21 protein-coding genes and 1 other annotated feature are annotated in these 24,959 nt (G+C 61.1%); of the genes, 5 read left to right on the top strand and 16 right to left on the bottom strand.

Annotated elements, in window-relative coordinates:
- The first annotated feature begins 95 nt into the window (after positions 1-95).
- Positions 96-863, top strand: a complete 768-nt coding sequence (locus EDY99_RS02310; RefSeq protein WP_123061428.1) for a helix-turn-helix domain-containing protein — start codon at positions 96-98, stop codon at positions 861-863.
- Positions 864-971: 108 nt separating this feature from the next.
- Here EDY99_RS02310 and ushA read toward each other — a convergent pair whose 3' ends face one another.
- A complete protein-coding gene (gene ushA, locus EDY99_RS02305) occupies positions 972-2,624 on the bottom strand; it encodes a bifunctional UDP-sugar hydrolase/5'-nucleotidase UshA (protein WP_096241969.1) in 1,653 nt (550 codons plus the stop codon).
- Between the two features lie 178 nt (positions 2,625-2,802).
- Here ushA and EDY99_RS02300 point away from each other — a divergent pair, with 178 nt between their 5' ends.
- Both EDY99_RS02300 and ybaL read left to right on the top strand, forming a co-directional pair.
- The gene (locus EDY99_RS02300) at positions 2,803-4,023 is read left to right on the top strand and encodes an MFS transporter (RefSeq protein ID WP_033651115.1); all 1,221 of its coding nucleotides are present in this window, start codon (positions 2,803-2,805) and stop codon (positions 4,021-4,023) included.
- Between the two features lie 245 nt (positions 4,024-4,268).
- Positions 4,269-5,960, top strand: coding sequence for a YbaL family putative K(+) efflux transporter (gene ybaL / locus EDY99_RS02295; RefSeq protein ID WP_004940247.1), 1,692 nt, complete (start codon positions 4,269-4,271; stop codon positions 5,958-5,960).
- A 54-nt stretch (positions 5,961-6,014) separates the two neighbouring features.
- On the opposite strand, the gene EDY99_RS02290 is transcribed toward ybaL, so the two are convergent.
- From EDY99_RS02290 to EDY99_RS02235, 12 genes are all read right to left on the bottom strand, one after another.
- Positions 6,015-7,319, bottom strand: a complete 1,305-nt coding sequence (locus tag EDY99_RS02290; protein ID WP_033651114.1) for an inosine/guanosine kinase — start codon at positions 7,317-7,319, stop codon at positions 6,015-6,017.
- Between the two features lie 90 nt (positions 7,320-7,409).
- Positions 7,410-8,372: a ferrochelatase gene (gene hemH / locus EDY99_RS02285; RefSeq protein WP_123061427.1), complete on the bottom strand. Its 963-nt coding sequence runs from the start codon at positions 8,370-8,372 to the stop codon at positions 7,410-7,412.
- A 119-nt stretch (positions 8,373-8,491) separates the two neighbouring features.
- Positions 8,492-9,655 carry a glycerate kinase gene (locus EDY99_RS02280; protein WP_096241967.1) on the bottom strand — a complete coding sequence of 388 codons (1,164 nt, stop codon included), beginning with the start codon at positions 9,653-9,655 and terminating at the stop codon, positions 8,492-8,494.
- 9 nt (positions 9,656-9,664) lie between these two features.
- Positions 9,665-10,930 (bottom strand): GntP family permease, encoded by a 1,266-nt coding sequence (locus tag EDY99_RS02275; RefSeq protein WP_042783808.1) that lies wholly within the window; start codon positions 10,928-10,930, stop codon positions 9,665-9,667.
- 119 nt (positions 10,931-11,049) lie between these two features.
- Positions 11,050-12,183, bottom strand: a complete 1,134-nt coding sequence (locus EDY99_RS02270) for a sugar diacid recognition domain-containing protein (protein ID WP_033651111.1) — start codon at positions 12,181-12,183, stop codon at positions 11,050-11,052.
- A 165-nt stretch (positions 12,184-12,348) separates the two neighbouring features.
- A complete protein-coding gene (adk, locus tag EDY99_RS02265; protein WP_004940261.1) occupies positions 12,349-12,993 on the bottom strand; it encodes an adenylate kinase in 645 nt (214 codons plus the stop codon).
- Between the two features lie 202 nt (positions 12,994-13,195).
- Positions 13,196-15,061 (bottom strand): molecular chaperone HtpG, encoded by a 1,866-nt coding sequence (htpG, locus tag EDY99_RS02260; protein WP_164489252.1) that lies wholly within the window; start codon positions 15,059-15,061, stop codon positions 13,196-13,198.
- Between the two features lie 143 nt (positions 15,062-15,204).
- A complete protein-coding gene (recR, locus tag EDY99_RS02255) occupies positions 15,205-15,810 on the bottom strand; it encodes a recombination mediator RecR (protein ID WP_004940263.1) in 606 nt (201 codons plus the stop codon).
- The gene (locus tag EDY99_RS02250; RefSeq protein ID WP_004940264.1) at positions 15,810-16,139 is read right to left on the bottom strand and encodes a YbaB/EbfC family nucleoid-associated protein; all 330 of its coding nucleotides are present in this window, start codon (positions 16,137-16,139) and stop codon (positions 15,810-15,812) included. The genes recR and EDY99_RS02250 overlap by 1 nt, the downstream gene beginning before the upstream one ends.
- Positions 16,140-16,180: 41 nt before the next feature.
- Positions 16,181-18,139 (bottom strand): DNA polymerase III subunit gamma/tau, encoded by a 1,959-nt coding sequence (dnaX, locus tag EDY99_RS02245; RefSeq protein ID WP_033651109.1) that lies wholly within the window; start codon positions 18,137-18,139, stop codon positions 16,181-16,183.
- Positions 16,784-16,848 (bottom strand) — a sequence feature (DnaX frameshifting element). (Overlaps the previous gene by 65 nt.)
- 92 nt (positions 18,140-18,231) lie before the next feature.
- Positions 18,232-18,783: an adenine phosphoribosyltransferase gene (gene apt / locus EDY99_RS02240; RefSeq protein WP_019454166.1), complete on the bottom strand. Its 552-nt coding sequence runs from the start codon at positions 18,781-18,783 to the stop codon at positions 18,232-18,234.
- Between the two features lie 268 nt (positions 18,784-19,051).
- The gene (locus EDY99_RS02235; protein ID WP_016928835.1) at positions 19,052-19,432 is read right to left on the bottom strand and encodes a DUF454 family protein; all 381 of its coding nucleotides are present in this window, start codon (positions 19,430-19,432) and stop codon (positions 19,052-19,054) included.
- Positions 19,433-19,566: 134 nt separating this feature from the next.
- Here EDY99_RS02235 and priC point away from each other — a divergent pair, with 134 nt between their 5' ends.
- Both priC and rsmS read left to right on the top strand, forming a co-directional pair.
- A complete protein-coding gene (priC, locus tag EDY99_RS02230; RefSeq protein WP_033642112.1) occupies positions 19,567-20,103 on the top strand; it encodes a primosomal replication protein PriC in 537 nt (178 codons plus the stop codon).
- A 108-nt stretch (positions 20,104-20,211) separates the two neighbouring features.
- Entirely contained in the window at positions 20,212-20,391 is a 180-nt protein-coding gene (gene rsmS, locus EDY99_RS02225) for a pleiotropic regulatory protein RsmS (RefSeq protein ID WP_016928837.1), read from the top strand.
- 31 nt (positions 20,392-20,422) lie between these two features.
- Here the strand turns inward: rsmS and mscK are convergent, their stop codons facing one another.
- The 3 genes from mscK to acrR all read right to left on the bottom strand — a co-directional run bounded on the left by mscK (position 20,423) and on the right by acrR (position 24,940).
- On the bottom strand, positions 20,423-23,815 hold the full coding sequence (gene mscK / locus EDY99_RS02220; protein WP_123061425.1) for a mechanosensitive channel MscK: 3,393 nt from the start codon (positions 23,813-23,815) through the stop codon (positions 20,423-20,425).
- A gap of 100 nt (positions 23,816-23,915) precedes the next feature.
- Entirely contained in the window at positions 23,916-24,269 is a 354-nt protein-coding gene (locus EDY99_RS02215; protein WP_033642110.1) for a DsrE/DsrF/TusD sulfur relay family protein, read from the bottom strand.
- A gap of 11 nt (positions 24,270-24,280) precedes the next feature.
- Complete coding sequence (gene acrR / locus EDY99_RS02210) at positions 24,281-24,940, bottom strand: multidrug efflux transporter transcriptional repressor AcrR (RefSeq protein ID WP_033642109.1); 660 nt, start codon at positions 24,938-24,940, stop codon at positions 24,281-24,283.
- Positions 24,941-24,959 lie beyond the last annotated feature (19 nt).

Genomic DNA, 24,959 nt, shown 5'->3' with positions numbered 1-24,959 from the left:
ATCCTGTAGCCAAGAATAAGCTGCACAAGGTAGCATCTGCTCCCCGGTACCGATTACAATATAAAAGACAATAAATTTACAAAATCGGACATACTATGGCGTGGCTTCAGGCGCAGGACAGTTTTAATCCGGATACGCTCGACAACGGCGTGCTCGGGATCGCCGCCGAACTGGCGCAGCACGACTCGGGCACGCATTGGCATGACAGGGGGCAGTTGCTGTTCTGTCAGCAAGGCAGCATGCGTATCACGCTCGACCAAAGCATCTGTATGCTACCGCCGGGCAGAGTGGCCTGGATCCCGCCGCAGGTGGCTCACCGCGTTCAGGTCAACGGCGTCGTCGGTTACCGTTCGCTTTATCTCGACGCCGATCGCTATGCCTGTCTGCCTGCGCAGCTTGCCGTCCTGACGGCCTCACCGCTGCTGCGCGAGGTGTTGGAACGCATCGCTTTCGCCGCCTTCGACACCGACTGGCAGCATGGGCCTCACGCCAATATTCTGGCGGTCTGCCTGGACGAGATCGCCGCCGCGCCGCGCGAACTGACGTTGTTGCCGCTGCCCAGCGACCGCCGCCTGCGCCATCTGGCCAATCTGGACATGCTTCCGCCGCTGCACGAACTATCGCGCTATAGCGGCGCTTCCGAGAAAACCATCAGCCGGATTTTCCGCCGTGAAACCGGGCTCGGTTATCAACAGTGGCGTCAGCAATGGCGCCTGATCAAAGCGATAGAGATGCTGGCCGCAGGGCTGAGCCAATCCGACGTCGCCGGTCGGCTGGCGTTTTCCAGCGACAGCGCCTTCGCCACTTTTTTCAAGAATATGGCGGGCAGCCCGCCGAGAGCGTATATGGAGAGACGAAAGTAAAACGCCGTCTAAAACGGCAACGTCGACAGAAGGCGTTGATGGAGGGGAGAAAAGCGACGGCGGGAACGGCGCCCCCGCAACAAACGAGAGCGCCGTTTCGCTACGCCTCTAGCGATAGACGATCTCGCCCTTTGGCTCGTAGGCCGCCGCATCCAGCGGCGAGTGTTTCTCGATATACTGCTTCAGCACCTCGGCATCGATAAAGCCGGTGTTGACGTAGCTTGGCAGCCCATCCAGCTTCGGATAGCCGTCGCCGCCCAGTGCATTGAAGTTCAACGTCGCCATGCGGTAGGTTTTATCCGCCTGCAGCGGCTGGCCGTTGATCTTCACCTCGCTGACGCCCTTGCCGTCCGCCACCAGGCTGACGTTGTCGAACTGGGCGTAGGCGCCGGAATCCGGCTTCATATTGGCCACTACCGCCAGGTATTGCTCAATCTCACTGCCTTTCATATCGACATGCACCAGGGTATTGCCGAACGGCTGGACCTTGAGCACGTTCTTATAGGTGATATCGCCGCTTTCAATCGAATCGCGCACCCCGCCGCCGCTCATCACGGCGAAGTCGGCATCGGCGCGCTCCCTCTGCGCGGCCAGCATCACCCGCGCCAGGTTGGTCTGCACGAAGCGTACCTTGCTGCGATCGCCCTCCAGCTTGCCGTTAACGCTGCCGATCTTCACGCCCAGCTGCGCCTTGCCCTTATCCTGGAACGGCGTCAGCAGCTTCATCATGGTCGGATCTTCCGCAATCTGCTGGGTGTAGTACACCCGCTCGCTGGTGCCGTCGGCTTTCTCCACCTTCTTCTTCAGGTTCACCGGGATCAGCTGATAATGCACCAGCTTCAGCTCGCCGTTGCGGAATTCGAAATCGGCGCGCCCGACGTATTTGCCCCACTCGTGCGCCTGCACGATCCAGGTGCCGTTCTGACGATCCGGCGAGCATGGCGTGCCCGGTACGTAATCCGCCTGTTTGCGGTTGTCACCGGCCATGCACACCGGATCCTGCGAGTGGCCGCCGACGATCATGTCGAGATATCCCGCCGGCAGGCTGCGCGCCATCTCCACGTCGCCCGGCGCGTTAGAGCCATGCTCGCCGTTGTCGTAGTGCCCCATATGGGTGGCGGCGATGATCACGTCCGGCTTCTCGTCCTTGCGCAGTTGCTCCACCACCTGCTTCGCTTCCTGCGCCGGCACGCGGAACTCCATGTCGGTGAAGTACTCCGGATTGCCTATCTTGGCGGTGTCGTCGGTCGTCAGGCCGATCACGGCAATCTTGATACCCTGTTTGTCGAACAAGGCGTAAGGCTTGAACAGGCGCTGGCCTGTGCTTTTCTGGTAGATGTTGGCGGACAAGAGCGGGAAGGTCGCCCACTTCTCCTGCTGGCGCAGCACGCTCAGCGGGTTGTCGAATTCGTGGTTGCCGATCGCCATCGCGTCGTAACCCACCAGGTTCATGCCGCGGAAGTCCGGCTCGGCGTCCTGCAGATCCGATTCCGGCACGCCGGTGTTGATATCGCCGCCGGACAGCAACAGCACGCTGCCGCCCTGCGCCGCCACTTCGCGGCGAATGCCGTCCACCAGGGTTTTCTGCGCGCCCAGACCGTATTCACCGTGATCGTTCTGCCAGAAGTGACCGTGATGATCGTTGGTATGCAGAATGGTGATGGCGTAGGTCTTATCCTTTTCCCAGGCACTGGCGGCCCCCGACAGCAGCGTCAGGGATACGGCCAACGCGCATGCGGTGGTTTTCAGCGAAAAACGCATGGCGGATCTCCGTGTATTAAATGGCTTTTATGATGAGGGCGAAATTGTAGCGCGAATTAATGACAGCTGATTTCAATTTTTTGCGATGTGAGTCTGATTATTTCAGATATGGTAAAAATTGAACGCCCTGCCTAAGATGTCATCTCTGTGCTCAACAACTTATCAGGCTAATAATAATATGACCGACAGTAGCCAAAGCGCGATGCCGCCCGCCAAGGGCAGTACGGTAAAGAGGACCGCTTTCTCCATCCTTGGCGCCATCAGCGTGTCTCACCTGCTCAACGATATGATCCAGTCGCTGATCCTGGCGATTTATCCGATCCTGCAAGCCGATTTCCACCTCAGCTTCGTGCAGATCGGTATGATCACCCTGACCTATCAGCTAACGGCTTCCCTGCTGCAACCGCTGATCGGCTATTACACCGATAAACACCCGCAGCCTTACTCGCTGCCTATCGGCATGGGCTTTACCCTGTCCGGTCTGCTGCTGCTGTCGGTGGCGAACACCTTCCCGCTGGTGCTGCTGGCGGCGGCGCTGGTGGGCACCGGCTCATCGGTATTCCACCCGGAATCCTCGCGCGTGGCGCGCATGGCCTCCGGCGGACGACACGGCCTAGCGCAGTCGCTGTTCCAGGTCGGCGGCAACTTCGGCAGCTCGCTCGGCCCGCTGCTGGCCGCGCTGATCATCGCGCCTTACGGCAAAGGCAACGTCGCCTGGTTCACGCTGGCGGCGCTGCTGGCGATCGTGGTATTGCTGCAGGTCAGCAAGTGGTACCAACATCAGCATCGGGCGGCGAAAGGGCAGCCGAAAAGCCCCGCAATGCTGAAACCGCTGCCAAAACGTACCGTCGCCTACTCGCTGGGCATTCTGCTGGTGCTGATTTTCTCTAAATACTTCTATCTGGCCAGTATCAGCAGCTATTACACCTTTTATCTGATACATAAGTTCGGCGTTTCGGTGCAGAATGCGCAAATTCACCTGTTCGCCTTCCTGTTTGCGGTGGCCGCTGGAACCATCATCGGCGGGCCCCTTGGCGACAAGATAGGGAGAAAATACGTTATTTGGGGCTCAATCCTTGGTGCAGCGCCATTTACGCTTATTTTACCCCATGCATCCCTGTACTGGACCGGCATTTTGACGGTGATCATCGGGGTTATTCTCGCCTCAGCGTTCTCCGCCATCCTGGTCTACGCACAGGAGCTGATCCCCGGTAAAGTCGGCATGGTTTCCGGTTTATTCTTCGGTTTTGCTTTCGGTATGGGCGGGTTAGGCGCGGCAGTTCTTGGTTATGTCGCGGATTTGACCAGTATCGAGCTGGTCTACCAAATCTGTGCTTTCCTGCCGCTGATCGGCATTATTACCGCGCTACTGCCCAATATGGAGCATAAACCGCAATAACCCCGCGAACTGCCCGGATGAAAGTATTTATTCATCCGGGTTATCCTACGGATAAATCAATGTTATTTGGTTTATCTGGCACAAAACCCCCTCATTGACGCGCCTTAAGCGAAATCCTCTGCTTTTTTACAAAAAAGACCAAATTAGCCAAGCAAGCCGCGAACAAATGCAATAAACTAAATGTATCTTTTCGTAACTTTGTTGCGTTTCTCCCGTGCCGCGATGCATAGCCAGAAGGAGTATGGATGCATAATTCAACACCGCTCATCACCACCATCGTCGGAGGGTTAGTACTCGCCTTCCTCCTCGGTATGCTGGCGAACCGCCTGCGCATCTCACCCCTGGTGGGATATCTGGCCGCAGGGGTGCTCGCCGGCCCGTTCACCCCCGGTTTCGTCGCCGATACCTCACTGGCGCCGGAACTGGCGGAAATCGGCGTTATCCTGTTGATGTTCGGTGTTGGCCTGCACTTCTCTTTGAAAGACCTCCTCGCAGTAAAATCTATCGCCATACCCGGCGCCGTGGCGCAGATAGCCGTCGCTACCCTGCTCGGCATGGGGCTGTCCAAGCTGCTCGGCTGGGATCTGATCTCCGGCCTGGTGTTCGGCCTCTGTCTCTCCACCGCAAGCACCGTGGTGCTGTTGCGCGCGCTGGAGGAGAGGCAATTGATCGACAGCCAGCGCGGGCAAATCGCCATCGGCTGGCTGATCGTCGAAGATTTGGCGATGGTGCTGACGCTGGTATTACTGCCGGCCTTCGGCAACATGCTGGGCAACGACAACGCCAGCAGCAGCCAGCTGCTGATGGAGCTGGCGCTGACCATCGGTAAGGTCATCGCCTTCATTGCGTTGATGATCGTGGTCGGCCGCCGCCTGGTGCCGTGGATCCTGTCGAAAACCGCCAGCACCGGCTCGCGCGAGCTGTTCACCCTGGCGGTATTGGCGCTGGCGCTTGGCATCGCCTACGGCGCGGTGAAGCTGTTCGACGTCTCCTTCGCGCTGGGCGCCTTCTTCGCCGGCATGGTGCTGAACGAGTCCGAGCTGAGCCACCGCGCGGCGCACGACACCCTGCCGCTGCGCGACGCGTTCGCGGTGCTGTTCTTCGTCTCGGTTGGCATGCTGTTCGATCCGATGATCGTGATTAACGAACCGCTGGCGGTGCTGGCGACGCTGGCGATCATCGTGTTCGGCAAATCCGCCGCCGCGTTCCTGCTGGTGAAAATGTTCGGCCACTCCAAGCGCACCGCGCTGACTATCTCCGCCAGCCTGGCGCAGATCGGCGAGTTCGCCTTTATTCTGGCGGGCCTCGGCATCGCGCTGGGCATGATGTCGGAACACGGGCGCAATCTGGTGCTGGCCGGCGCCATTCTGTCCATCATGCTCAACCCGCTGCTGTTCACCCTGCTGGAGCGCTATCTGGCCAAAACCGAAACCATCGAAGAGCAAATCCTCGAAGAGGCGGTGGAAGAAGAGAAGCAGATCCCGGTGGACATGTGCAACCATGCGCTGGTGGTCGGCTACGGCCGCGTCGGCAGCCTGCTGGGCGGCAAACTGGCCGAGGCGGGCATTCCGCTGGTGGTGATCGAGAACTCCCGCCCGCGGGTGGAAGCGCTGCGCGAACAGGGCATCAAGACGGTGCTGGGCAACGCCGCCAATCCGGAAGTGATGGATCTGGCGCGGCTCGACTGCGCGCGCTGGCTGCTGCTGACCATCCCCAACGGCTATGAGGCCGGCGAGATCGTCGCCTCGGCGCGCGCCAAGCGGCCGAACATCGAGATCATCGCCCGCGCCCACTACGACGACGAAGTGGCCTACATCACCGATCGCGGCGCCAATCAGGTGGTGATGGGCGAACGGGAGATCGCCAACAGCATGCTGAACATCCTGCAGTTGGATACCCTGAGCGAAGAAGAAAAAATGGGGGGCTGCCCGATCTGAGGCACCGCGCATTAAAAAAGGTCCGGCATGCCGGACCTTTTCTTTTTCAGCGGATTAACGCTCCCAATAGGACTCTTCCAGGCTGTCTTCGCGCTCCGGCAGGCCACGAGTGAGACGCGGCGAATGCTGGTTCAACACCTGGTAGCTGACGCGGTTGGCGTATTTGCACACCTGCGCCAACGAAGAGTATGTCAGGTAACTGCGCACGTGCTTGCTCGAGTTCGGCACGTTGTGGCGGTGATAACCGTTGGCGGCGATATCGTGCAGCAACGCCGACAGCGCGCCGTCGCCGGCGCCGTTGGTGTTCATGATCTTCTCCGGCCCGCCCATATACGGCGCGATGTGCGAGTAAACGCGCAGCGGATGCTCACAGTGTTCGCGACGCATGGCGCGGCTGAACTCGTAGCGGTTGAACTCGGCGATATGCCCCGGCAACAGCGGGTGCTGGGTCTGACGCTTGTTGGCCTCTTCGGTGTAGCCCGCCATATACAGGCCGTTCGGCCCGGCGGTGCACAGCACCAGATCCACCCACTCCAGCGCCATGTCCGAGGCGGTCAACGGATCGCTCAGCCCGGTCAGCTCCAGCGCTTCGTCTTCGTTCATCGCCAGAATGGTCACATTTTCCTTCAGGAAGTCGCGCCACCACTGCGGGTTGTCGGCGATCACGTACTTGGTGCCCAGGGTTAGCACCACCGGCACATCGTGCTTTTTGGCGTATTCGATCGCTTGCAGGGTAGCCTCCTTTATCGGCTCCCCTTCCTTGCAGCGCACCAGATAAGAGCTCAGCACCAGCGCCGACGCGCCGGCGATCACCTCTTCAGGGATGCTTTCCGGGCGCAGCTGGTTCATCTGGCCGGGGTTGATGGCGAAGGTGCGCTCGCCGCTTTCGCCGATCAGCGTGAAACAGCGGCCGATGGCGCCGTCAACGCCCTGCAGATAGTTAAGATCGGTGCGGCTGGAGGTATTGCACAGATAACGGTAGGCGTAGCTGCCGATTTTCACGTTGCTGCACATCACGCCGAGCAGCACCGAGCGATCGTCCGCCAGCACCGAATAGTTGTGCATGGTGTTGCCGATGGTGCCGCCGGCGAACTGATGGGTGACCAGGTTGTTTTCATTCAATTCCTGATACAGCGCCTCGGCGACGTCATCTTCGATCACCAGAGAGTGGCCCAGGCTCAGGCCGTAGCGCTGGACAAAAGCGTCGTCCACTTTCGCCTCGATATCCACCAGCGTCTGGTCGATGCCGACGATATACGAGGTGCTGATTTCACTTTCGGGCTGGGCCTGCTGCAGAAGCGGATCGCGGGCGCTCACCGGGAAATAGTGTTTGGACTTGCGTTTACCAGGAAATTTCATGTGATTGGTGGTGGTGGCGGTTTAACAAGCGGAGAATGTTAACACATCCCCGCCCGATCACGATGCATCTAATAGACAGATTATGGATGATTACAGACGCTGCGCCACCAGTTGCTGCATCATGTCAATATGCGCCGGCTCGTCGTTCAACGCTGAGATGTATTCAAACTTCTCGCCGCCGGCCTTAAGGAAGATCTCGCGGTTCTGCTCTTTAATCTCTTCCAGCGTTTCCAGGCAGTCCGCCGAGAAACCGGGGCAGATCAGCTGAATGTGCTTCACGCCCTGCGCCGGCATCCCCTTCAGGGTTTCATCGGTGTACGGCGTCAGCCAAGGCTCGCGGCCGAAGCGCGATTGGTACGTCATCATCACCCGCTCCGGCGCCAGCGGCAGCGTGGCGCTCAGCGCTCGCAGCGTATCCTCGCAGCGCTGCGGGTAGTCGTCGCCCAGCCGCGCATAGCGCTTGGGGATGCCGTGGAACGACAGCACCAGCCGATCCGGCTGGCCGTGTTCGGCGAACGAACGCGCCACGCTTTGCTGCAGCGCGGCGATATAGGCTGGGTGTTCGGCGTAATCGCGAATGAAGGCCACCGACGGCAAGCGGCGATAGCCTTTCAGCACCCGGGCTACGCCATCCCATACCGCCGCGCTGGTGGAACAGGAATATTGCGGATAGAGCGGCAGCACCACCAGGTTGGTCACGCCCTGCGCCAGCAGCTTGTCGATGGCTTCCGCCAGGCTCGGCGAACCGTAGCTCATGCCCAACTCCACCGGCGTATTCGGCATGCGCGCCGCCAGTGCCCGCTGTTGGCGGCGGCTGTACACCAGCAGCGGCGAACCCTCTTCCATCCACACCGACTGATAGAGTTTCGCCACGCGCGGCGAGCGGATCGGCAGGATCGCGCCGTTGAGGATCGGCCACCAGATCAGCGGCGCCGTGTCGACCACGCGATCGTCACTGAGGAATTCCTTCAGATAGCGTTTGACCGCCGACGAGGTCGGCGCATCTGGCGTGCCCAGGTTCACCAGCAATACGCCGTGTTTCTCTTGCTTCATCTCAGTTCCCCTCATTTCCTTTCCGGCCGGCATTCCGTTCTGGGTCGGGATGTCAGCAGCCATTAATGCCGGCTATTGTAACGGAAAAGTCCTGCGTCGAAACCGATAACAGCAACAGGCTATGCCTGTGGGCTTCTTCCTTGCGCCAGCTGCCATACCGCCGCCACGTTGCGCGCCGTCACCTGCAGATTGCGATCGGCGTCCGCCAGCGCGTCTTCCAGCGTCACGATGCGATCGAGCACCGAAAACGCCGCATCGATGCCGTGTTGATGCACCACCGAATAATCCGGCGTCAGGCTGCCGGCGATGGCGATCACCGGCACGCCGTGACGCTTGGCCACCCGCGCCACGCCGATCGGCGTTTTGCCGTGAATCGACTGGCTGTCCAGCCGCCCTTCGCCGGTGATCACCAGATCGGCATCGCGCACCGCCTCATCCAGGCGCAGGGTTTCAGTGACAATCTCGATGCCCGGCCGCAAACGCGCGTTGAGCATGCCGAGCAGCGCCGCCCCCATGCCGCCCGCCGCGCCCGACCCTGGCTGGGCCAGCACGGCGCGGCCGGTTTCCCGTTCCAGCAGTTCGCCATAGTGGTGCAACGCCGCATCGAGCTGCGCCACCATCTCCGGCGTCGCCCCTTTCTGCGGCCCGAATACCGCCGACGCGCCCTTTGCGCCGCACAGCGGGTTATCCACGTCGCAGGCGGCGGTTACGCTCACCCGCTGCCAACGCGCGTCCAGCCCGGCGAGATCGAGGTGCGCCAGCTGCGCCAGCGCTGCGCCGCCCATTGGCAGCGGGCGACGATCCTTATCCAGCAATTTAACGCCCAGCGCCTGCATCATTCCGGCGCCGCCGTCGTTGGTGGCGCTGCCGCCGATGCCGAGAACGATCGCCTTCACGCCGCGATCCAGCGCCGCCAACATCAGTTCGCCAGTGCCATAACTGGTGGTGATGCGCGGATCGCGCCGGTTGGGCGGCGCCAGATGCAGCCCGGAGGCGGCGGCCATTTCAATCACCGCGGTTTCGCCGTCGCCCAACAAGCCATAGAACCCCTGCACCGGCTCACCCAGCGGGCCGGTGACCGTCACCTGAACGATTTCGCCGCCGGTGGCCGCCACCATCGACTCCACCGTGCCTTCACCGCCGTCCGCCATCGGCAGCTTCACGTAGTGCGCCTGCGGGTAAATCTGACGGAATCCCCGCTCGATGGCGTCGGCGACGCCGAGCGCGCTCAGGCTCTCTTTGAAAGAATCCGGGGCAATAACCACTTTTTTCAGCGTTTTCATCACTGTTCCTTATCCCGCCAGGTTAAATACGCCAAACATCAGCGCCGAGATTGCCGCGATGGTGAACCCCACCAGCGTTTCATACGGCAACAGTTTGAGCCGCTCGTGCACCGCCATATTGACGCTGCCGCCGGTGGCGTGGAAGAAGCTGCCGTGCGGCAGGTGATCCAGCACCGTGGCGCCCGCATGGATCATCGCCGCGCCGGCCAATCCGCTCACCCCCAGCTCAAGCAGCGTGGAGCTGAACACCCCGGAGGCGACGGCGGTGCCGGCAGTGGTCGAGGCGGTCGCCATCGACATCAGCGCGCCGGACAGCGGCGCCAGCAGCCAGGCCGGCAGCCCGGTGTGCGTCAAACCGGTAATCAAGACATCCTTCAGCGCCGAGTTGGCGATAATGCCCGCCAGCGTGCCGGTGCCGAGCAGCATGATCGCCACCGGCGCCATGCGCGACAGGCCGGAGACCATAAACTGATTGCACTGACGAATGCGCCCCATCAGCAGCGCGCCCGCCAAACCGCCGGCCGGCAGCGCGATCAGCGGATCAACGGCGATACCGGCGATCGGCCGCAGCGACAGCAGCAGGATCGCCACCAGCGGCGCGCTGATCGCCGCAGCGAAGCCCGGCCGCGCCCCTTCGGCATGCTGAGTCAGCTCTTCAGCCATCACCCTGCTACCTTTATCGCTCAGGCGACGCGCCAGCAGATAGGCCACCACCAGGCCGCACAGCCCCGGCACGATGCCGGCCATCATCACCGAGGTGAGCGGCACGTGGAAGTTGTCCGCCGCCGCGATGGTGTTCGGGTTGGGCGACATCACGTTGCCGGCCTTGCCGCCGCCGATCATCGCCAGCAGGATCGCCGCACGAGAAATGCCGGCCTTTTGGGCGATCGACAGCGCGATCGGCGCGACGGTGATCACCGCCACGTCGATAAACACCCCCACCGCCGTCAGGATCAGTGTAGCCACCGCCAGCGCCAGCAGCGCGCGGGTTTCCCCCACCTTGCGTACGATAGTTTCGGCGATGGTGTGCGCCGCGCCGGATTCGATCAGCACCCCGGCCAATACCCCCGCCGCCAGAATGCGCATCACGGCGTTGGTGATGCCCTGCGCCCCGCCGATCATCAGCGTCACGGTCTGCACCAGATCGGCGCCGCCGCACAGCCCGCCCGCCAGCGCGCCGGCAATCATGCCGTAAGCCGGTGGAACCTTGCGTAGAATCAGGACGATGGCGACGGCTAACGCCACCAGCGCCCCCAGAGTGGATACGGTTGTCATTGTTGTTTTCTCCGTGGTTGATGTGCAGGCCAACATATCCCGCGCGCCCGGCGTTGGCCTGAGGGGAAACAACAAAAAATCGCCGAAGGAACGGCGCGGAATTTGTGGGTTGGCACAACTCAGTCGTGCATCAGCATGCCGATATACAACCGCAGAGAGTCAGTTAATTGATTGATTTTCATACCGGTTATGGCTTCGATGCGCTGCAGGCGATAGCGCAGGGTATTGACGTGAATATGCAGCTGCGCGGCGGCCTGCGTCTGATCACAATTCTGCGAAAAATAGTGGCGCAGCGTGGCGCGCAGCACGCCTTTTTCATCCTGTTCCTCCAGCGTCCGCCAGGGGCGCCCCAGCTCTTGCGCTCGCCAGTCCTCCCCGAGATCGCACAGCAGCGACGGCAGCGGATAGTCGTGGTAGAACAGCGTGGCGTGGCGCAATTTCAGGCGCTGCGCCATCGCCTGGGTGGCGCGCGCGGTCAGGCTGGAGCGGTAGGCGCTTTGCGGATCGTCGTAGAAACCGCCGACGATCAGCCGCACCCGAAAGCGGTGCTTGAGCTGGTTTTGCAGACGCTGCGCCTGTTGGCGCTCCAGCTTCAGGCTCCACTCGCCTTGCGCCATGCTGGCCGGGCGCAGCAGGGTCATTTCATTGAAGCCGGTAATGGCGATCAACGCATCGCGCTGGGTGGCCTCCAGCTCAGCCAGCAGTTCGCGCAGCAGGTGCGGCTGCGCCTCTTGCAGCTCGACGATCCAGACGATGCGCGCCTGGCGCAGATCCAATCCCAGATACGCCGCCATCGCTTCCAGCGACGCCGTGTTCGGCTGCGGCTGCAACAGCTGGTTCGCCAGCTCTTCCCGGTAGCGTTTTTCCCACTGGTGCTGATCCAGCAGCGCCGCCTGCTCCACCATCATCTCCGCCGCCATTTTGACCAACTCGGCGTAGGCGCGCACCTCGGCCGGCTCGCCGGAAATGCCGATCACTCCCACCCGCTGATTGCGAAAGCTGAACGGCAGGTTGATGCCGGGCCGCACGCCCTTCAGGTGTTCGGCGGTGGCGCGGTCGATTTCCACCACCCGATTCTCCGCCAGCGCCAGCACCGCGCCTTCATGACGCTGGAACAGACGCTGTGGGTTGCCGGAAGCGATGATCACGCCGTTGCTGTCCATCACGTTGACGGAATGGCTGATGATGCCCATCGCCCGCTGGACGATCTGGCGCGCGGTGGCTTCCGCCAGAAGTTTGGTCTGTCTGAGCATGCCCGGCTCCCTGCTGAGGATGAAAACGCAGGCTTGTTATACGCCATTTGGCGCGGGCGATTAACGGGCATGGCCGCAACAAGCCGCCGCGATCACAATTTAACGGGAAAACGGCAAAAAAAACGCCGGGCCACAGGCCCGGCGTCATGCACAGCCAGCTTGCTATCAACCGAGGATAGTCGCCAGCTCTGCGCTCACTTCGGCCACCTTGCGGGTGCCGTCGATTTTGCGGTATTGGGTGTTGCCCGCTGCCGCTTCTTTGCTGTAGTAAGAGATCAGCGGCGCGGTCATCTGATGGTATTCCACCAGGCGCTTGCGCACGGTCTCTTCCTGATCGTCCTTGCGCGTGGTCAGCTCTTCGCCGGTCACGTCGTCTTTGCCTTCCACCTGCGGCGGATTGAACTTCACGTGGTATACGCGGCCGGACGGCGCGTGCACGCGGCGGCCAACGATGCGGTCAACGATCAGCTCGTCCGGCACGTCGAACTCCAGCACGAAGTCAACGTTGATGCCGGCTTCTTTCATCGCGTCAGCCTGCGGAATGGTGCGCGGGAAGCCGTCCAACAGGAAGCCCTTGCGGCAATCTTCCTGAGCGATGCGCTCTTTGACCAGCGCGATCACCAGCTCATCGGTCACCAGCTTGCCGGCGTCCATGATCTCTTTCGCCTGCTTGCCCAGTTCACTGCCGGCCTTCACGGCTGCGCGCAACATATCACCGGTGGAGATTTGCGGAATGCCGTATTTCTCCATGATGAATTGAGCCTGAGTACCTTTACCAGCGCCCGGAGCGCCCAGCAGAATGATACGCATTGCGTAAATCCCCTTGCTATGTAGTTTTTATAAAATTGCGAAAACGCTCAACGATACCATTTCAGGGGGGGCAGGCTCAAGGCGCGCGAAGGAAATCGATTGCGGAACATGCAAAAATTCAAGCGAACAAAAGAGGGGAAAATGCGGGGAAAAACCGGAAATGCGCCCCTAACGGTGCCGTTAAGGGCGCATATAATCAACTTCAGGCGGACAGCAACTTGTTCATGCGGCGGATGAACAGGTTCGGATCCTCCAGCGTGCCGCGTTCAGCCAACAGCGCCTGATCCAAAAGCAGGTCGATCCACTCGGCGAAATGTTCGTTATCGCCCACGTCGGATGCGCGTTTGACCAACGCATGCTCAGGATTAAGCTCGAAAATGTACTTCACTTCCGGCGCCTGCTGGCCCGCAGCGGCGAACAGCTTGGCCATCTGGGTGCTCATCTCGTCGGCGTCGGTCACCACGATCGCCGGCGTATCGGTCAGGCGGTGCGTCAGACGCACATCCTTCACGCGGTCGCCCAGCAGGGTTTTCACGCGTTCGATGAACGGTTCCAGCTGCTTCTCGGCCGCCTTCTGCTCTTCGGTTTCATCCGCCAGTTTATCCAGCGTTTCATCCGCCTTGCTGACCGACTGGAACGGCTTGCCGTCGAACTCGGTCAGGTAGCTCATCATCCACTCGTCAATGCGATCGGACAACAGCAGCACTTCGATGCCTTTCTTGCGGAACAGCTCCAGATGCGGGCTGCTCTTGGCGGCGGCGTAGCTGTCGGCGGTGATGTAGTAAATCTTTTCCTGCCCTTCCGCCATGCGGCCGACGTACTCTTCCAGCGACACGGTCTGCACCGAGCTGTCGCCGTGGGTGGTCGCGAAGCGCAGCAGTTTGGCGATCGCTTCCTGGTTGCCGTTATCTTCCGCCGGGCCTTCTTTCAGCACCAGACCGAACTGCTGCCAGAATTTCTGGTAGCCTTCGGCGTCGTCTTTGGCCAGCTTATCCAGCATCTGCAGCACGCGCTTGGTCAGCGCGCCGCGCAGGTTCTGCGTCACGCGGCTGTCTTGCAGGATCTCGCGCGATACGTTCAGCGGCAGATCGTTGGAATCGATCAGGCCGCGCACGAAGCGCAGGTAGTTCGGCATGAACTGCTCGGCGTCGTCCATGATGAACACGCGCTGCACGTACAGCTTCAGGCCGTGCTTGTGATCGCGGTTCCACATGTCCCACGGCGCCTGCGCCGGGATATACAGCAGGCTGGTATATTCCTGCTTGCCTTCCACTCGATTGTGGCTCCAGCTCAGCGGATCGGTGAAATCGTGGGCGATGTGCTTGTAGAACTCTTTGTACTCTTCGTCGGTCACGTCAGCCTTGCTGCGGGTCCACAGGGCCTGCGCCTTGTTGATCTTCTCCCAGGTGACGGTGCCGTCTTCTTCGTTCTTGCTTTCGATCTCTACCGGCAAGGCGATGTGATCGGAATATTTGCCGATCACCGAGCGCAGGCGCCAGGCGTCGAGGTACTCATCTTCGCCTTCGCGCAGATGCAGGGTGATTTCGGTGCCGCGGGTCTCTTTGGTGATGTCGGCGATGGTGTAGTCGCCTTCACCGGCGGACTCCCAGAACACGCCCTCGTCATCGGCGGCGCCGGCCGCGCGGGTGCGCACGGTCACTTTGTCCGCCACGATGAACGCCGAGTAGAAACCAACGCCGAATTGGCCGATCAGTTGGCTGTCTTTCGCCTGGTCGGAACCGATGGATTCCAGGAACGCTTTGGTGCCCGATTTGGCGATGGTGCCGAGGTTTTCGATCACTTCTTCGCGGCGCATACCGATGCCGTTGTCGGCAATGGTCAGGGTGCGCTGCTCTTTATCGAAGGACAAACGCACGCGCAGCTCGCCATCGCCGGCATACAGCTCCGGCGCGGACAAAGCGCGGAAGCGCAGCTTGTCGGCGGCGTCAGAGGCGTTGGAGATCAGCTCGCGCAGAAAAATTTCTTTGTTGGAGTACAGCGAATGGATCATCAAATGAAGCAGCTGTTTTACTTCAGACTGGAACCCGCGGGTTTCTTGACCTTTCATACTCATTGATTACCTCAAAAGACAATGGCTACCAAAATCGAACAATGAGGATCAGATGAGGGTCAGGGTCTTGTTTTTCAAGCGGACGGCGGGAAATTTTTGGCAAAAAACAATGGGGCCGGGCGGCCCCATCCGGGAAAACATCAGAACTTGATGGCGTGGCGCCCCGCCAGCGAATGCGACAGCGTGGTGCCGTCGACCATCTCCAGCTCGCCGCCCACCGGCACGCCGTGGGCGATGCGGCTGGCGAGCACGCCATACTGGCCACACATCTCGGCGATGTAGTTGGCGGTCGCCTCCCCTTCCACCGTCGGGTTGGTGGCGAGGATCACTTCGGTGATGCTTTCCTTTTCCAGCCGTTGCTCCAGGCGATCCAGACCGATATCGCCCGGCCCGATGCCGTCCAGCGGCGACAGATGCCCCATCAGCACAAAGTAGCGCCCGGCGAACTGGCCGGTCTGCTCGATGGCGTGGATATCCGCCGGGCTTTCCACCACGCAAATCTGGCCGTTTTGCTGGCGGCGCGGATTGGCGCAGATGGTGCAGACGTCCTGCTCGGTGAAGGTGCGGCAATCGGCGCAGTGGCCGATCTCCGACATCGCGCGCGTCAACGCCTGCGCCAGACGCATGCCGCCGCTGCGATCGCGCTGCAGCAGCTGAAACGCCATGCGCTGCGCCGATTTCGGGCCGACGCCCGGCAGGCAGCGCAGCGCCTCCATCAGGGATTCAAGGAGCGGGCTGGTTTGCATCAGAACGGCATCTTGAAGCCAGGCGGCAACTGCATGCCGCTGGAGACGGAGGCCATTTTCTCTTTCTGGGTCTCTTCGATGCGGCGCGCGGCGTCGTTAAACGCAGCGGCGATCAGATCTTCCAGCATCTCTTTGTCGTCTTCCATCAGGCTTGGATCGATTTCCACGCGGCGGCAGTTGTGCGCGCCATTGATGGTGACTTTCACCAGGCCGGCGCCAGATTCGCCGGTCACTTCCAATTTGGCGACTTCTTCCTGCATCTGCTGCATTTTTTCTTGCATTTGCTGGGCTTGCTTCATCAGGTTGCCCAGACCGCCTTTACCAAACATAGTCGTCTCTCGTCGCTAGGGCCGCGCACATCGCGCAGCGTTTAAAGGGGGCGAATACTCTCTTCATCCAGATCCGCGTCGAAGAATCGGCGCAGCGTCTGAATGTTGGTATCCGCTTCGATGGACTGGCGCGCCTGCGCCAGCTTTTCCTCATAGATGGCTTGTCGCCATTCCAGCGGGGTGCGCTCCGCCGGATTATCGTCCTCCACCACGGTCAGCTCGATCGGACCGCCGTACAGCTCACCGAGCGCGTCGGCCAGCGTCTTCTGCGCCGAAGGCGAATTCAGATGGCGCTGCGAAGACCGCAGATGGAGGCTAATCTTGCCCGGCTCCGGCTGCTGCTTGAAGGCGTTCAACGCCAGCTGCTGCACCAGTTTCGGGATCTTAAGCTTATCGATTTCCGCCGCCCAGGCATCGCGCTCCAGCGACTCCACCACCAGCTTGGCGGCCAGCTCCGGCGTTTTCTCGTGTTCCAACGCCGTGCGCAGCGCTTTCGGCGTTGCCAGCGGTTCCGGCGCCGCCTCGGGCTCGGTCTGCGCGCGCCAACGATAGGCTTCCGGTTTCGCCGGTTTTTCCGGCACCTTCTTCTCCGCCAGGCGCTGCTGGCTGCGCTCGGTCACGGAAGCCAAACGCCCCAGCGCCGAGTTTGCCGGCCGCGCTATTCCTGGCGCCGCCGGCTCATTCTTTTTTGGTGTGGATGCTCCCTGCTGCCGTTGCAGCTGGGACCGCGCTTTCAACAGCTGGGCGGTGGCATCCGGTAAAGGAGTCGATGATTGTCGCTGCGGCGCGGCCGGCTGCCCTAGCGGCGGCGGCGCGTCCTGAAACTGCGGCGGCTGTGGCGATGCGGCCTGCTGCGGCTGCGCCATCGGCGCCGGCGCGGTCTGCACCAACGCCACCGGCTCCGGGATCACCGCTTTCGGGTGAAACGCCAGCGCGCGCAGCAGGGTCATCTCAACCCCCATGCGGCGATCCGGCGCATAGGCCAGCTCTTTGCGGCCCACCAACAGCGTCTGGTAATAGAGTTGCACATCGGCCGGCGGCAGGGTGCGCGCCAGCTCACGCAGCCGTTGTTCCACGGCGGCGTAGTGGTTGTCGAGCATCGAAGGCAGCAGTTGCACCATCGCAATGCGGTGCAGCAACGCCAGCGTCTCCACCAGCAGGTTTTCCCAATCCACGCCGCGCGAAGCGGCCTGCGCGACCTGCGCCATCACCTTTTCACCGTCGGCGCTGACCAGCGCTTCGAGGATCGCCAGCGGCTGCTCGTCATCGAGCGTGCCGAGCATCTGGCTGACGGTGGCGGCGGTCACCTGCCCCTGCCCCATGGCGATCGCCTGATCGGTCAGGCTCAGCGCATCGCGCATGCTGCCGTCGGCGGCGCGCGCCAGCAGCTGCAGCGCGCGGGCGTCGCTGGTGATCTGCTCCGCCGTCAGCACCGTTTCCAACTGCTGGCGGATCTGATCGACGTCCAGCGCTTTGAGGTGAAACTGCAGGCAGCGGGAAAGAATGGTCACCGGCAATTTTTGCGGATCGGTGGTGGCCAACAGGAATTTGACGTGCGGCGGCGGCTCTTCCAGCGTCTTCAGCAACGCGTTGAAGCTGTGGCGCGAGAGCATGTGCACTTCATCGATCAGGTAGACCTTGAAGCGGCCGCGCGCCGGCGCGTACTGGACGTTGTCCAGCAGATCGCGGGTATCTTCCACCTTGGTTCGGGAAGCGGCGTCGATCTCGATCAGATCGACGAAGCGCCCCTGCTCGATCTCGCGGCAGTTGTCGCATTGGCCGCACGGCGTGGCGGTGATGCCGGTTTCACAGTTCAGGCCTTTGGCCAGCAAGCGGGCGATGGTGGTTTTCCCCACGCCGCGCGTGCCCGAGAACAGATAGGCGTGATGGATCCGCCCCAGCGAGAGGCCGTTGGCCAGCGCGGTCAGGACATGTTCCTGGCCGACCACGTCTGCGAACGTTTGAGGGCGCCACTTACGGGCGAGAACCTGATAGCTCATTAATACCGGAGAAGTCGAGTAATCTGGAGGGTCATGCTAACACAGCCCCGCGGCAATCCGCGAGGCCGTTGTGCCCAAGGGGCGATGCCGCATCAATGACCGGCGAAGTCCACCAGGCAGTAGCAGTCGATGCCCAGCTTGTTCAGACGCGCTTCTCCGCCCAGATCCGGCAGGTTGATGATGAACGCGGCGTCTTTCACTTCACCGCCCAGACGGCGGATCAGTTTGGTGGTCGCTTCAATGGTGCCGCCGGTCGCCAGCAGATCGTCCACCACCAGCACTTTGTCGCCCGCGGTGATGGCGTCGGTGTGGATCTCCAGCTTGTCGGTGCCGTACTCCAGCTCATAGCTTTCGCTGAGCGTGGCGCGCGGCAGTTTGCCCGGTTTGCGCACCGGCACGAAACCGACGCCCAACGCTAACGCGACGGGCGCGCCGAACAGGAAACCACGCGCTTCGGTACCCACCACCTTGGTCACGCCCGCTTCGCGATAGCGCTCAACCAGCAGCTCGATGCTGGCGGCGTAGGCCAACGGGTTTTCCAGCAGGCTGGTCACGTCGCGGAACAGGATGCCCGGCTTCGGATAATCCGGGATGGTTTTGATACTGTCTTTAATAAACTGAAGCTGCTGCGCAGTAGCGGTCATAATTGTTGCCTGATAAAACTGCCTGAAAACCGGCGCGCCGCTCACCCGCCGCCCCCGGGTGAAACACACCGGAGAAAAAATGGCAGGCGATCCGCGCACGAAAACGCCCAAATCTATGCAAACTGGCGGACAAATGCAACTCTCCCCTGCATCTTTCAACCCGCAGCGTTGTTGACCGCACGCATTACTTACCTAAGTAAGCTCCCGGGGATGCCTGCGTTTGTCGCCTGGCTGCGGCTTGAAAGCTATTGAGGAGTTTAAGGTACAATCAGCGCTGTTTTTGTTGCGGCAGATCAATAACCGGCAGGCGCAGCATAAAGGTCAGCAAAATGGCCAACATCAGCAGCAACAGCCCGCGCACCCACCAGATTTTCACCAGCCACAGCGAACAGGCGAAGGTCAGCACGATCACCAGCACCGCTTTCCACTTCGCCCCCGGCGGCAGCGCGCGATGCTGCTGCCAATGGCGCAGATAAGGGCCAAACCAGGAACGGTACAGCAGCCAGTGATGAAAGCGCGGCGAAGAGCGGGCGAAGCACCAGGCGGCCAACAGCAGGAACGGCGTGGTCGGCAACAGCGGCAACACCACGCCCAACGTCGCCAGCACCACCGCCAACCAGCCCAAAATGATCAATAACCCACGCGTCATGCGATTCTTCGCTCCTCAATCGGTTGCGGCTTACTGTAGCATCGGCGCCGCGCCGGCGGAATATGCATGCGACGCTTGTTTCAGGACGGCATCGCGGGCAAGCTTACGCCTGTTGAAATCAAGAGGGAGCTTATGTGAGCACTCAGCGTCTATTACAGGTGTTGGCACAGCAGATCGCGGCGCTGGCGGCCGAAGTCAGCCCGCGCGGCGACGCCCCGATCCCGCAGGCGCGGTTCGACGCCGCCCTGTTCGCCAACCGCGGCACGCGGCTGCGCGACTACCTGGCCGAAGTGGAGAAAAACTTCGCCCAGCTGCAAAACGCCGCTAACGACAGCCGCGCCAGCCAGGTGGCTTTTCTGGCCGAAAAACTGGTGGCTCAGATCGCCGCCCTGCAGCGCGAGCTGGCGACCCAGGCGCTGCGGCGCAAGAATCAGCCGAAGGAAGCCCCCGAGGTCGATCTCTACCACAAGCTGGCCGAGCATCAGGATTACGAACGCCGGCTGATTGCCATGATTCAGGATCGGGAAAGCCTGCTGGGGCGCCAGACCACGCTGGCGGCGCAGCAAAAGCTGCAGCACGAGCTGGCGGCGCTGGAGGGGCGGCTGATGCGCTGTCGTCAGGCGTTGGCGCGCATCGAGCGCAATATCGAGCGCAAAGAAAACGGTTTTTGAAGATTTATCACAATATTTTAATGATTATTCCCCGGTTGCGCGCCGGGTTCACTATACTCTGCCGATACCCGAGTTATTCATCCCATTAATTAAATAAGCGCAGGTGCTATGTCTCTGGAAAACGCCTCACCCGAACTGCAGCTGGCGGTAGACTTGATTTACCTGCTGGAATGCAACGAGATCGATCCGGCCACCGCGCTGGCGGCGCTGGATATCGTCAAACGGGATTATCAGGAAAAGCTGCAGCGCGCCGGCGTCACCTCTCCCTATCTGCCTGCCGGACAGTAACCGGGGACAGCGCCGCTGTCCCTTTCGCCTCTCATTGCTTATCCGCCGCCGTCTGGCCGCCGTCGTCCGGCGACAGCGTTCTTTTCACTTCCTGCACTTCATTGCCCTGCTGGTTATGCAGATACACCTCCAGCTGGTTGAAGGCGATGTCGATGCCGTTTTCCCGGCACAAGCGGTCGATTGAGCGATTCAGTTCGTCCACCGTGTAGCTGCGATCGCGCAGTTCCCGCACATAGAGCCGCAGTTCGTGATCCAGCGTGCTGGCGCCGAAGTTGAGGAAGAACACCTGCGGTTCGGGATCGGTCATCACCCGCGGGTTGTCGTGCGCCGCCTGCAGCAGCACCTTTTTCACCTTGTCGAGATCGGAGCCGTAGGCCACGCCGACCTTGATCAGCACGCGGGTGATGGTATCGGACAGCGACCAGTTGATCAGACGCTCGGTGACGAACGCCTTGTTCGGAATGATCACCTCTTTGCGATCGAAGTCGGTAATGGTGGTGGCGCGAATGCGGATCTTGCTGACCGAACCGGAGAAGGTGCCGATGGTGATGGTATCGCCGATGCGGATCGGGCGTTCGAACAGAATGATCAGGCCGGAGACGAAGTTGGCGAAGATCTCTTGCAGGCCGAAGCCCAGCCCGACCGTCAGACCGGCGGCCAGCCATTGCAGTTTGTCCCAGGATACGCCGAGCGATCCCAGCGCAACCACGGCACCCACGGCGGTAATCAGGTAAGTGAGCACGGTGGTGATGGCGTAAGACGCCCCCTGCCGCAGTTGCAGCCGCGACAGCACCACCACCTCCAGCAAACCGGGCAAGTTGCGGGTGAGCACGTAGGCGACAATCACTGCGGCGATCGCCACCATCATGTTGCCCAGCGTCACCGCCTGCGACACGCTGCTGCCCGCCACGGTGCTGGTGTAATGCCACAGCGTGATGCTGTCCAGATAAGCGATGACCGTCACCAGATCCGACCAAATGGCGTAGAAGGCGCTGGCGAAGATGGCGAACAGCACCAGGGTGGTCAGGCGCAGCGACTGCTGGTTGATCTGATCGAGCGCCAGCGGCGGCTCTTCCACCACCGGTTCGCCGCCTTCGGCTCCTTCTTTCGCCACGTTTTGCCGCCGCGCCAACGCGCGCCGGTAAGCCAGACGCCGCGCCGCCACGCTCAGGCCGCGCAGCGCGGTCAGGTATACGATATTCCACAGGAAAAACAGATACAGGCTGTCTATCCAGCGGCTGGCCAGCCGCAGCGTGGTATAGAAGTAGCCGGCGAACATCAGCCCCAGCAGGATCAGCGGCGTGGCGGCCAGCGCGGTGACCACCACCAGCCGCACGGCATGCGAGCCTTTTTCACGCCAGCTGTCGCGGCACAGCGGAAACACCAGCACCGTGAGCAGCGCCAGCGTCAACATCACCACGATCTGGCCGATCACGTCTTCCACCAGACGCAGCGGCGCTTTCTCGCCCAATACCGACCAGAAGATCAACGGCTGCAGCGCCAACCCCAGCCGCAGCGTCTGACGGCGGTAATGCGCGCACAGGTTGGCGCCGAAGTTGAAATGCCGCTCGGCGATGCCGCCCGGTTTCAGCATGCGATAGCTGAAGCCGAACACCAGCCACGACAGCGCCAGCTGCTGCGACAATGCCCATATAAAGTCGCTGATGCCGAAATCCGCGCGATACATCCAGAAACCGACGCCGAGGAGTAACGCGGCGCCGGGCAACACTTTCAGCAAGGTCAGCGCGATGGCCTTCGGCGTGTGCAGTTGGCCGTCGCGCTTAAGTTGCCCCACGTCGTTGGCCAGCTTTTGCAAATGGCCGTCGATCAGCCGGTAGCGCCAGCGCAATACCCCGATCGCCAACAGCATCGGGATCAGGAACACCAGCGCATTCAGCCCGCCCTGCACCAGCTTGCCGCCGTCGAATTTGAGATCGAGACCGGCGAGCTGATCGCGCACCGCCTCGGGCATCGCCTTCAGCCACGCCAGATCGACCGGCTTGTTGCTGTTGACCCAGAAAATCTGCTGGGTCAGCGTATCTTGCAGCGAACCGTAAACGCTGGTCAGCTGCTGCTGATTGATCTGCAGGTTGATCGACAGCGACAGCTGGTTGCTGAGCTGCTTGTTCAGCTGATCCAGCAGCTCGCGGCGCATATCGACGATCTCGTTTAACGCGTCGATCACCTCCGGGCCGGCCTTTTCCTTGCTTTCGGCCACCAGCTGGTTGATGTAATCCTCTCCCTTGAACAGATCGTCGCGTTGCTGATTGATATCGAACTGCTCCAGCCGCAAATCGGCGATGCGCGTGTCCATATCCGCCAACAGCGTGCCCTGCGGCAGGCTCTGCTGCTGCTGATACAGGATGCGCGACAGCACCAGGCTGCCCTTCAGCACCTGGATCTGTTCTTTCAGGTTACGCTCCGCCTGCAGCCCGCGGTCGAGCCAGTTTTTGACCCGAATGTTCTGCTGGAACAGGGTGTTGCTCTCTTCGGTGGCGGCGATCAGCCGCTGGCTCAGCTGGCGGTTGACGTCCAGTTGCTTGCTGACCAGTTGATCGTGCTGAATATCGGTGGCGTCTTCCGGGTTCTGCGCCTCTTTGGCGGTCTTTTCAGACAGCGTCAAACGTTTGCTGTTGACGATCTCCTGCAGCAACTGCACCGAGCGATCCAGCGCGTCGATATGCGCCGTGGTGTAATCACGCTGTTTTTGCAGCAGATCCTGCAGCGTGGTATTGGCTTCCAGACTTTTGCGCTGCAGCTCAAGCTGTGCGTTGAGCAACGCCTGCTCGGTGGTCAGCATCACCTGCTGGCTGTTGCGCAGCGAATCTTGCCCCGGCGTCTGGCCGCTGAGCTGGCTGCGGATCTCCTGCAGGCGCTGCGAAGCGGCGTACATGGTGCTTTGTACTCGTTCAGGCTGGGTTTGCAGCGACACCAGTTGGCTGTTGTAAGTAGAGAGGCTCTCCTGCGCGCTTTGCAGCTCGTCGAGCGTTTGATACAGCCGGCTTTCCAGCTGACGCAGCGACAGCGGCAACAGCGCGGCGCGCGCCGCCGCATTGTCTACCGACTGCTTCAGCGCATCCAGTTCGGCGGTCACCTGATTGAGCTTCGCCGGCGCCTGCTGCACCTGCTGTTTAAGCTGTGCGGCGTCTTGCCGGTTGCGCTCGATGGCGTCCAGCAGCTCCAGCGTGCGGGTTAAATCCTGTTGGGACAGCTTTTCGACCGGCGTCAGGGCTTTTTGCTTGTTCAGCGCTTCCAGCTGGCTTTGCACTTCGCTGCGCTGCGGCAAATCGCCGTTCAGCGCCGCCTGCACCGGCGAGCTCAGCGCGCAAATCAGGAAAAGGAGTGTCGCGGCGGCGATGCGCCGCCGGCATGCGCCGACAAACGAGCGCGGCGTCAGAGAGGGCAGAGTCAACCAGCGATGCATGATTTAGCTTCGGATCGGTTAAGAAGCCTGAAGATTATCACGATCGCCGGTGGGCAAAGAACAACAAAAACGTTGCCGATGATGTCCCGTTGTCGCGAAATCAGAAAGTGAGCACTTTCTCCGCCGCCAGCGTCCACTGCGCCAGTTCGACCAGCGTGCCGATCTCCACGCCGTCCGCCAGCGGCAAGCGGCTGACGCCGCGCGCGTCGGCGCAGGTCTTGCACAGCTTGACCGGCACCTGCTGCGCGGTGAGGATCTCCAGCATCTGCTGCAGATGGTATCCTTCGTGCGGCTGCTGTCCTGCCAGCCCGGCCACCACCGCGTCGGACATCAGAAACAGCCGCAGGTCGAGATTGCTTTGCTGCTCTTTCAGCGCGATGGCCAACCGCAGCGCATTGAACAAGGATTCATGGCCATAGGCGGCGCCGTTGGCGATGAGAACAACTGATGACATGAAATCTCTCCTTATAAAGGAAGGCGGTCGACGTCGGGGTTGAGGCGCAAGGTGGGGCAAAACTGCAGCATCTCCAAAAACGCATCGACCAGCGCTTCGGCTTCGGCCCGCAGATCGAAACTTTCCGGCATAAACAGCCAGTTTTCCATCAGGCCGGTGATATAACCGCGCAGGATGATCGCCGCACGGCGGGTATGCAAATCGGCGGGCAATTGCTCGTGGTGAATGCAGTTATACAGCACCGCTTCGATGCGTTCGTAGCCGGCGAGGTACAACACCTTGCGCGAATCCAGCAGCGGCATCATTTCACCGACAAACTCGCATTTGTGGAATATAATCTCCATCAACGCCCGCCTGCGGCCGTCTTCAACCGTAGACGTCAGAATGTAAATCAGAATTTCCCGGATAACCCGCAGTGGATTATCGGGAAACTTTGCCTGATACTCTGTTTCGAGCTGGTCAATTTTCGGCTCGGTAGATTCCCAAACTTCATTAAACAGGTCTACCTTATTTTTGAAGTGCCAGTAAATGGCTCCACGCGTAACCCCGGCAGCGGTGGCAATATCTGTCAGTGACGTTGCAGCAACGCCACGTTCAGAGAACTCTCTCACCGCAGCATCGAGGATTTGCTGTCGGGTTTCTTGCGCCTGCTGTTTGGTTTTTCGTGCCATGGCATTGTTATTTAGGGGG

The sequence above is a fragment of the Serratia sp. LS-1 genome (assembly GCF_003719595.1).
GTDB lineage: Bacteria > Pseudomonadota > Gammaproteobacteria > Enterobacterales > Enterobacteriaceae > Serratia > Serratia ureilytica.
Note: the sequence above shows the minus strand (reverse complement) of the source record. Positions and strands in the feature narration are given on the sequence as shown.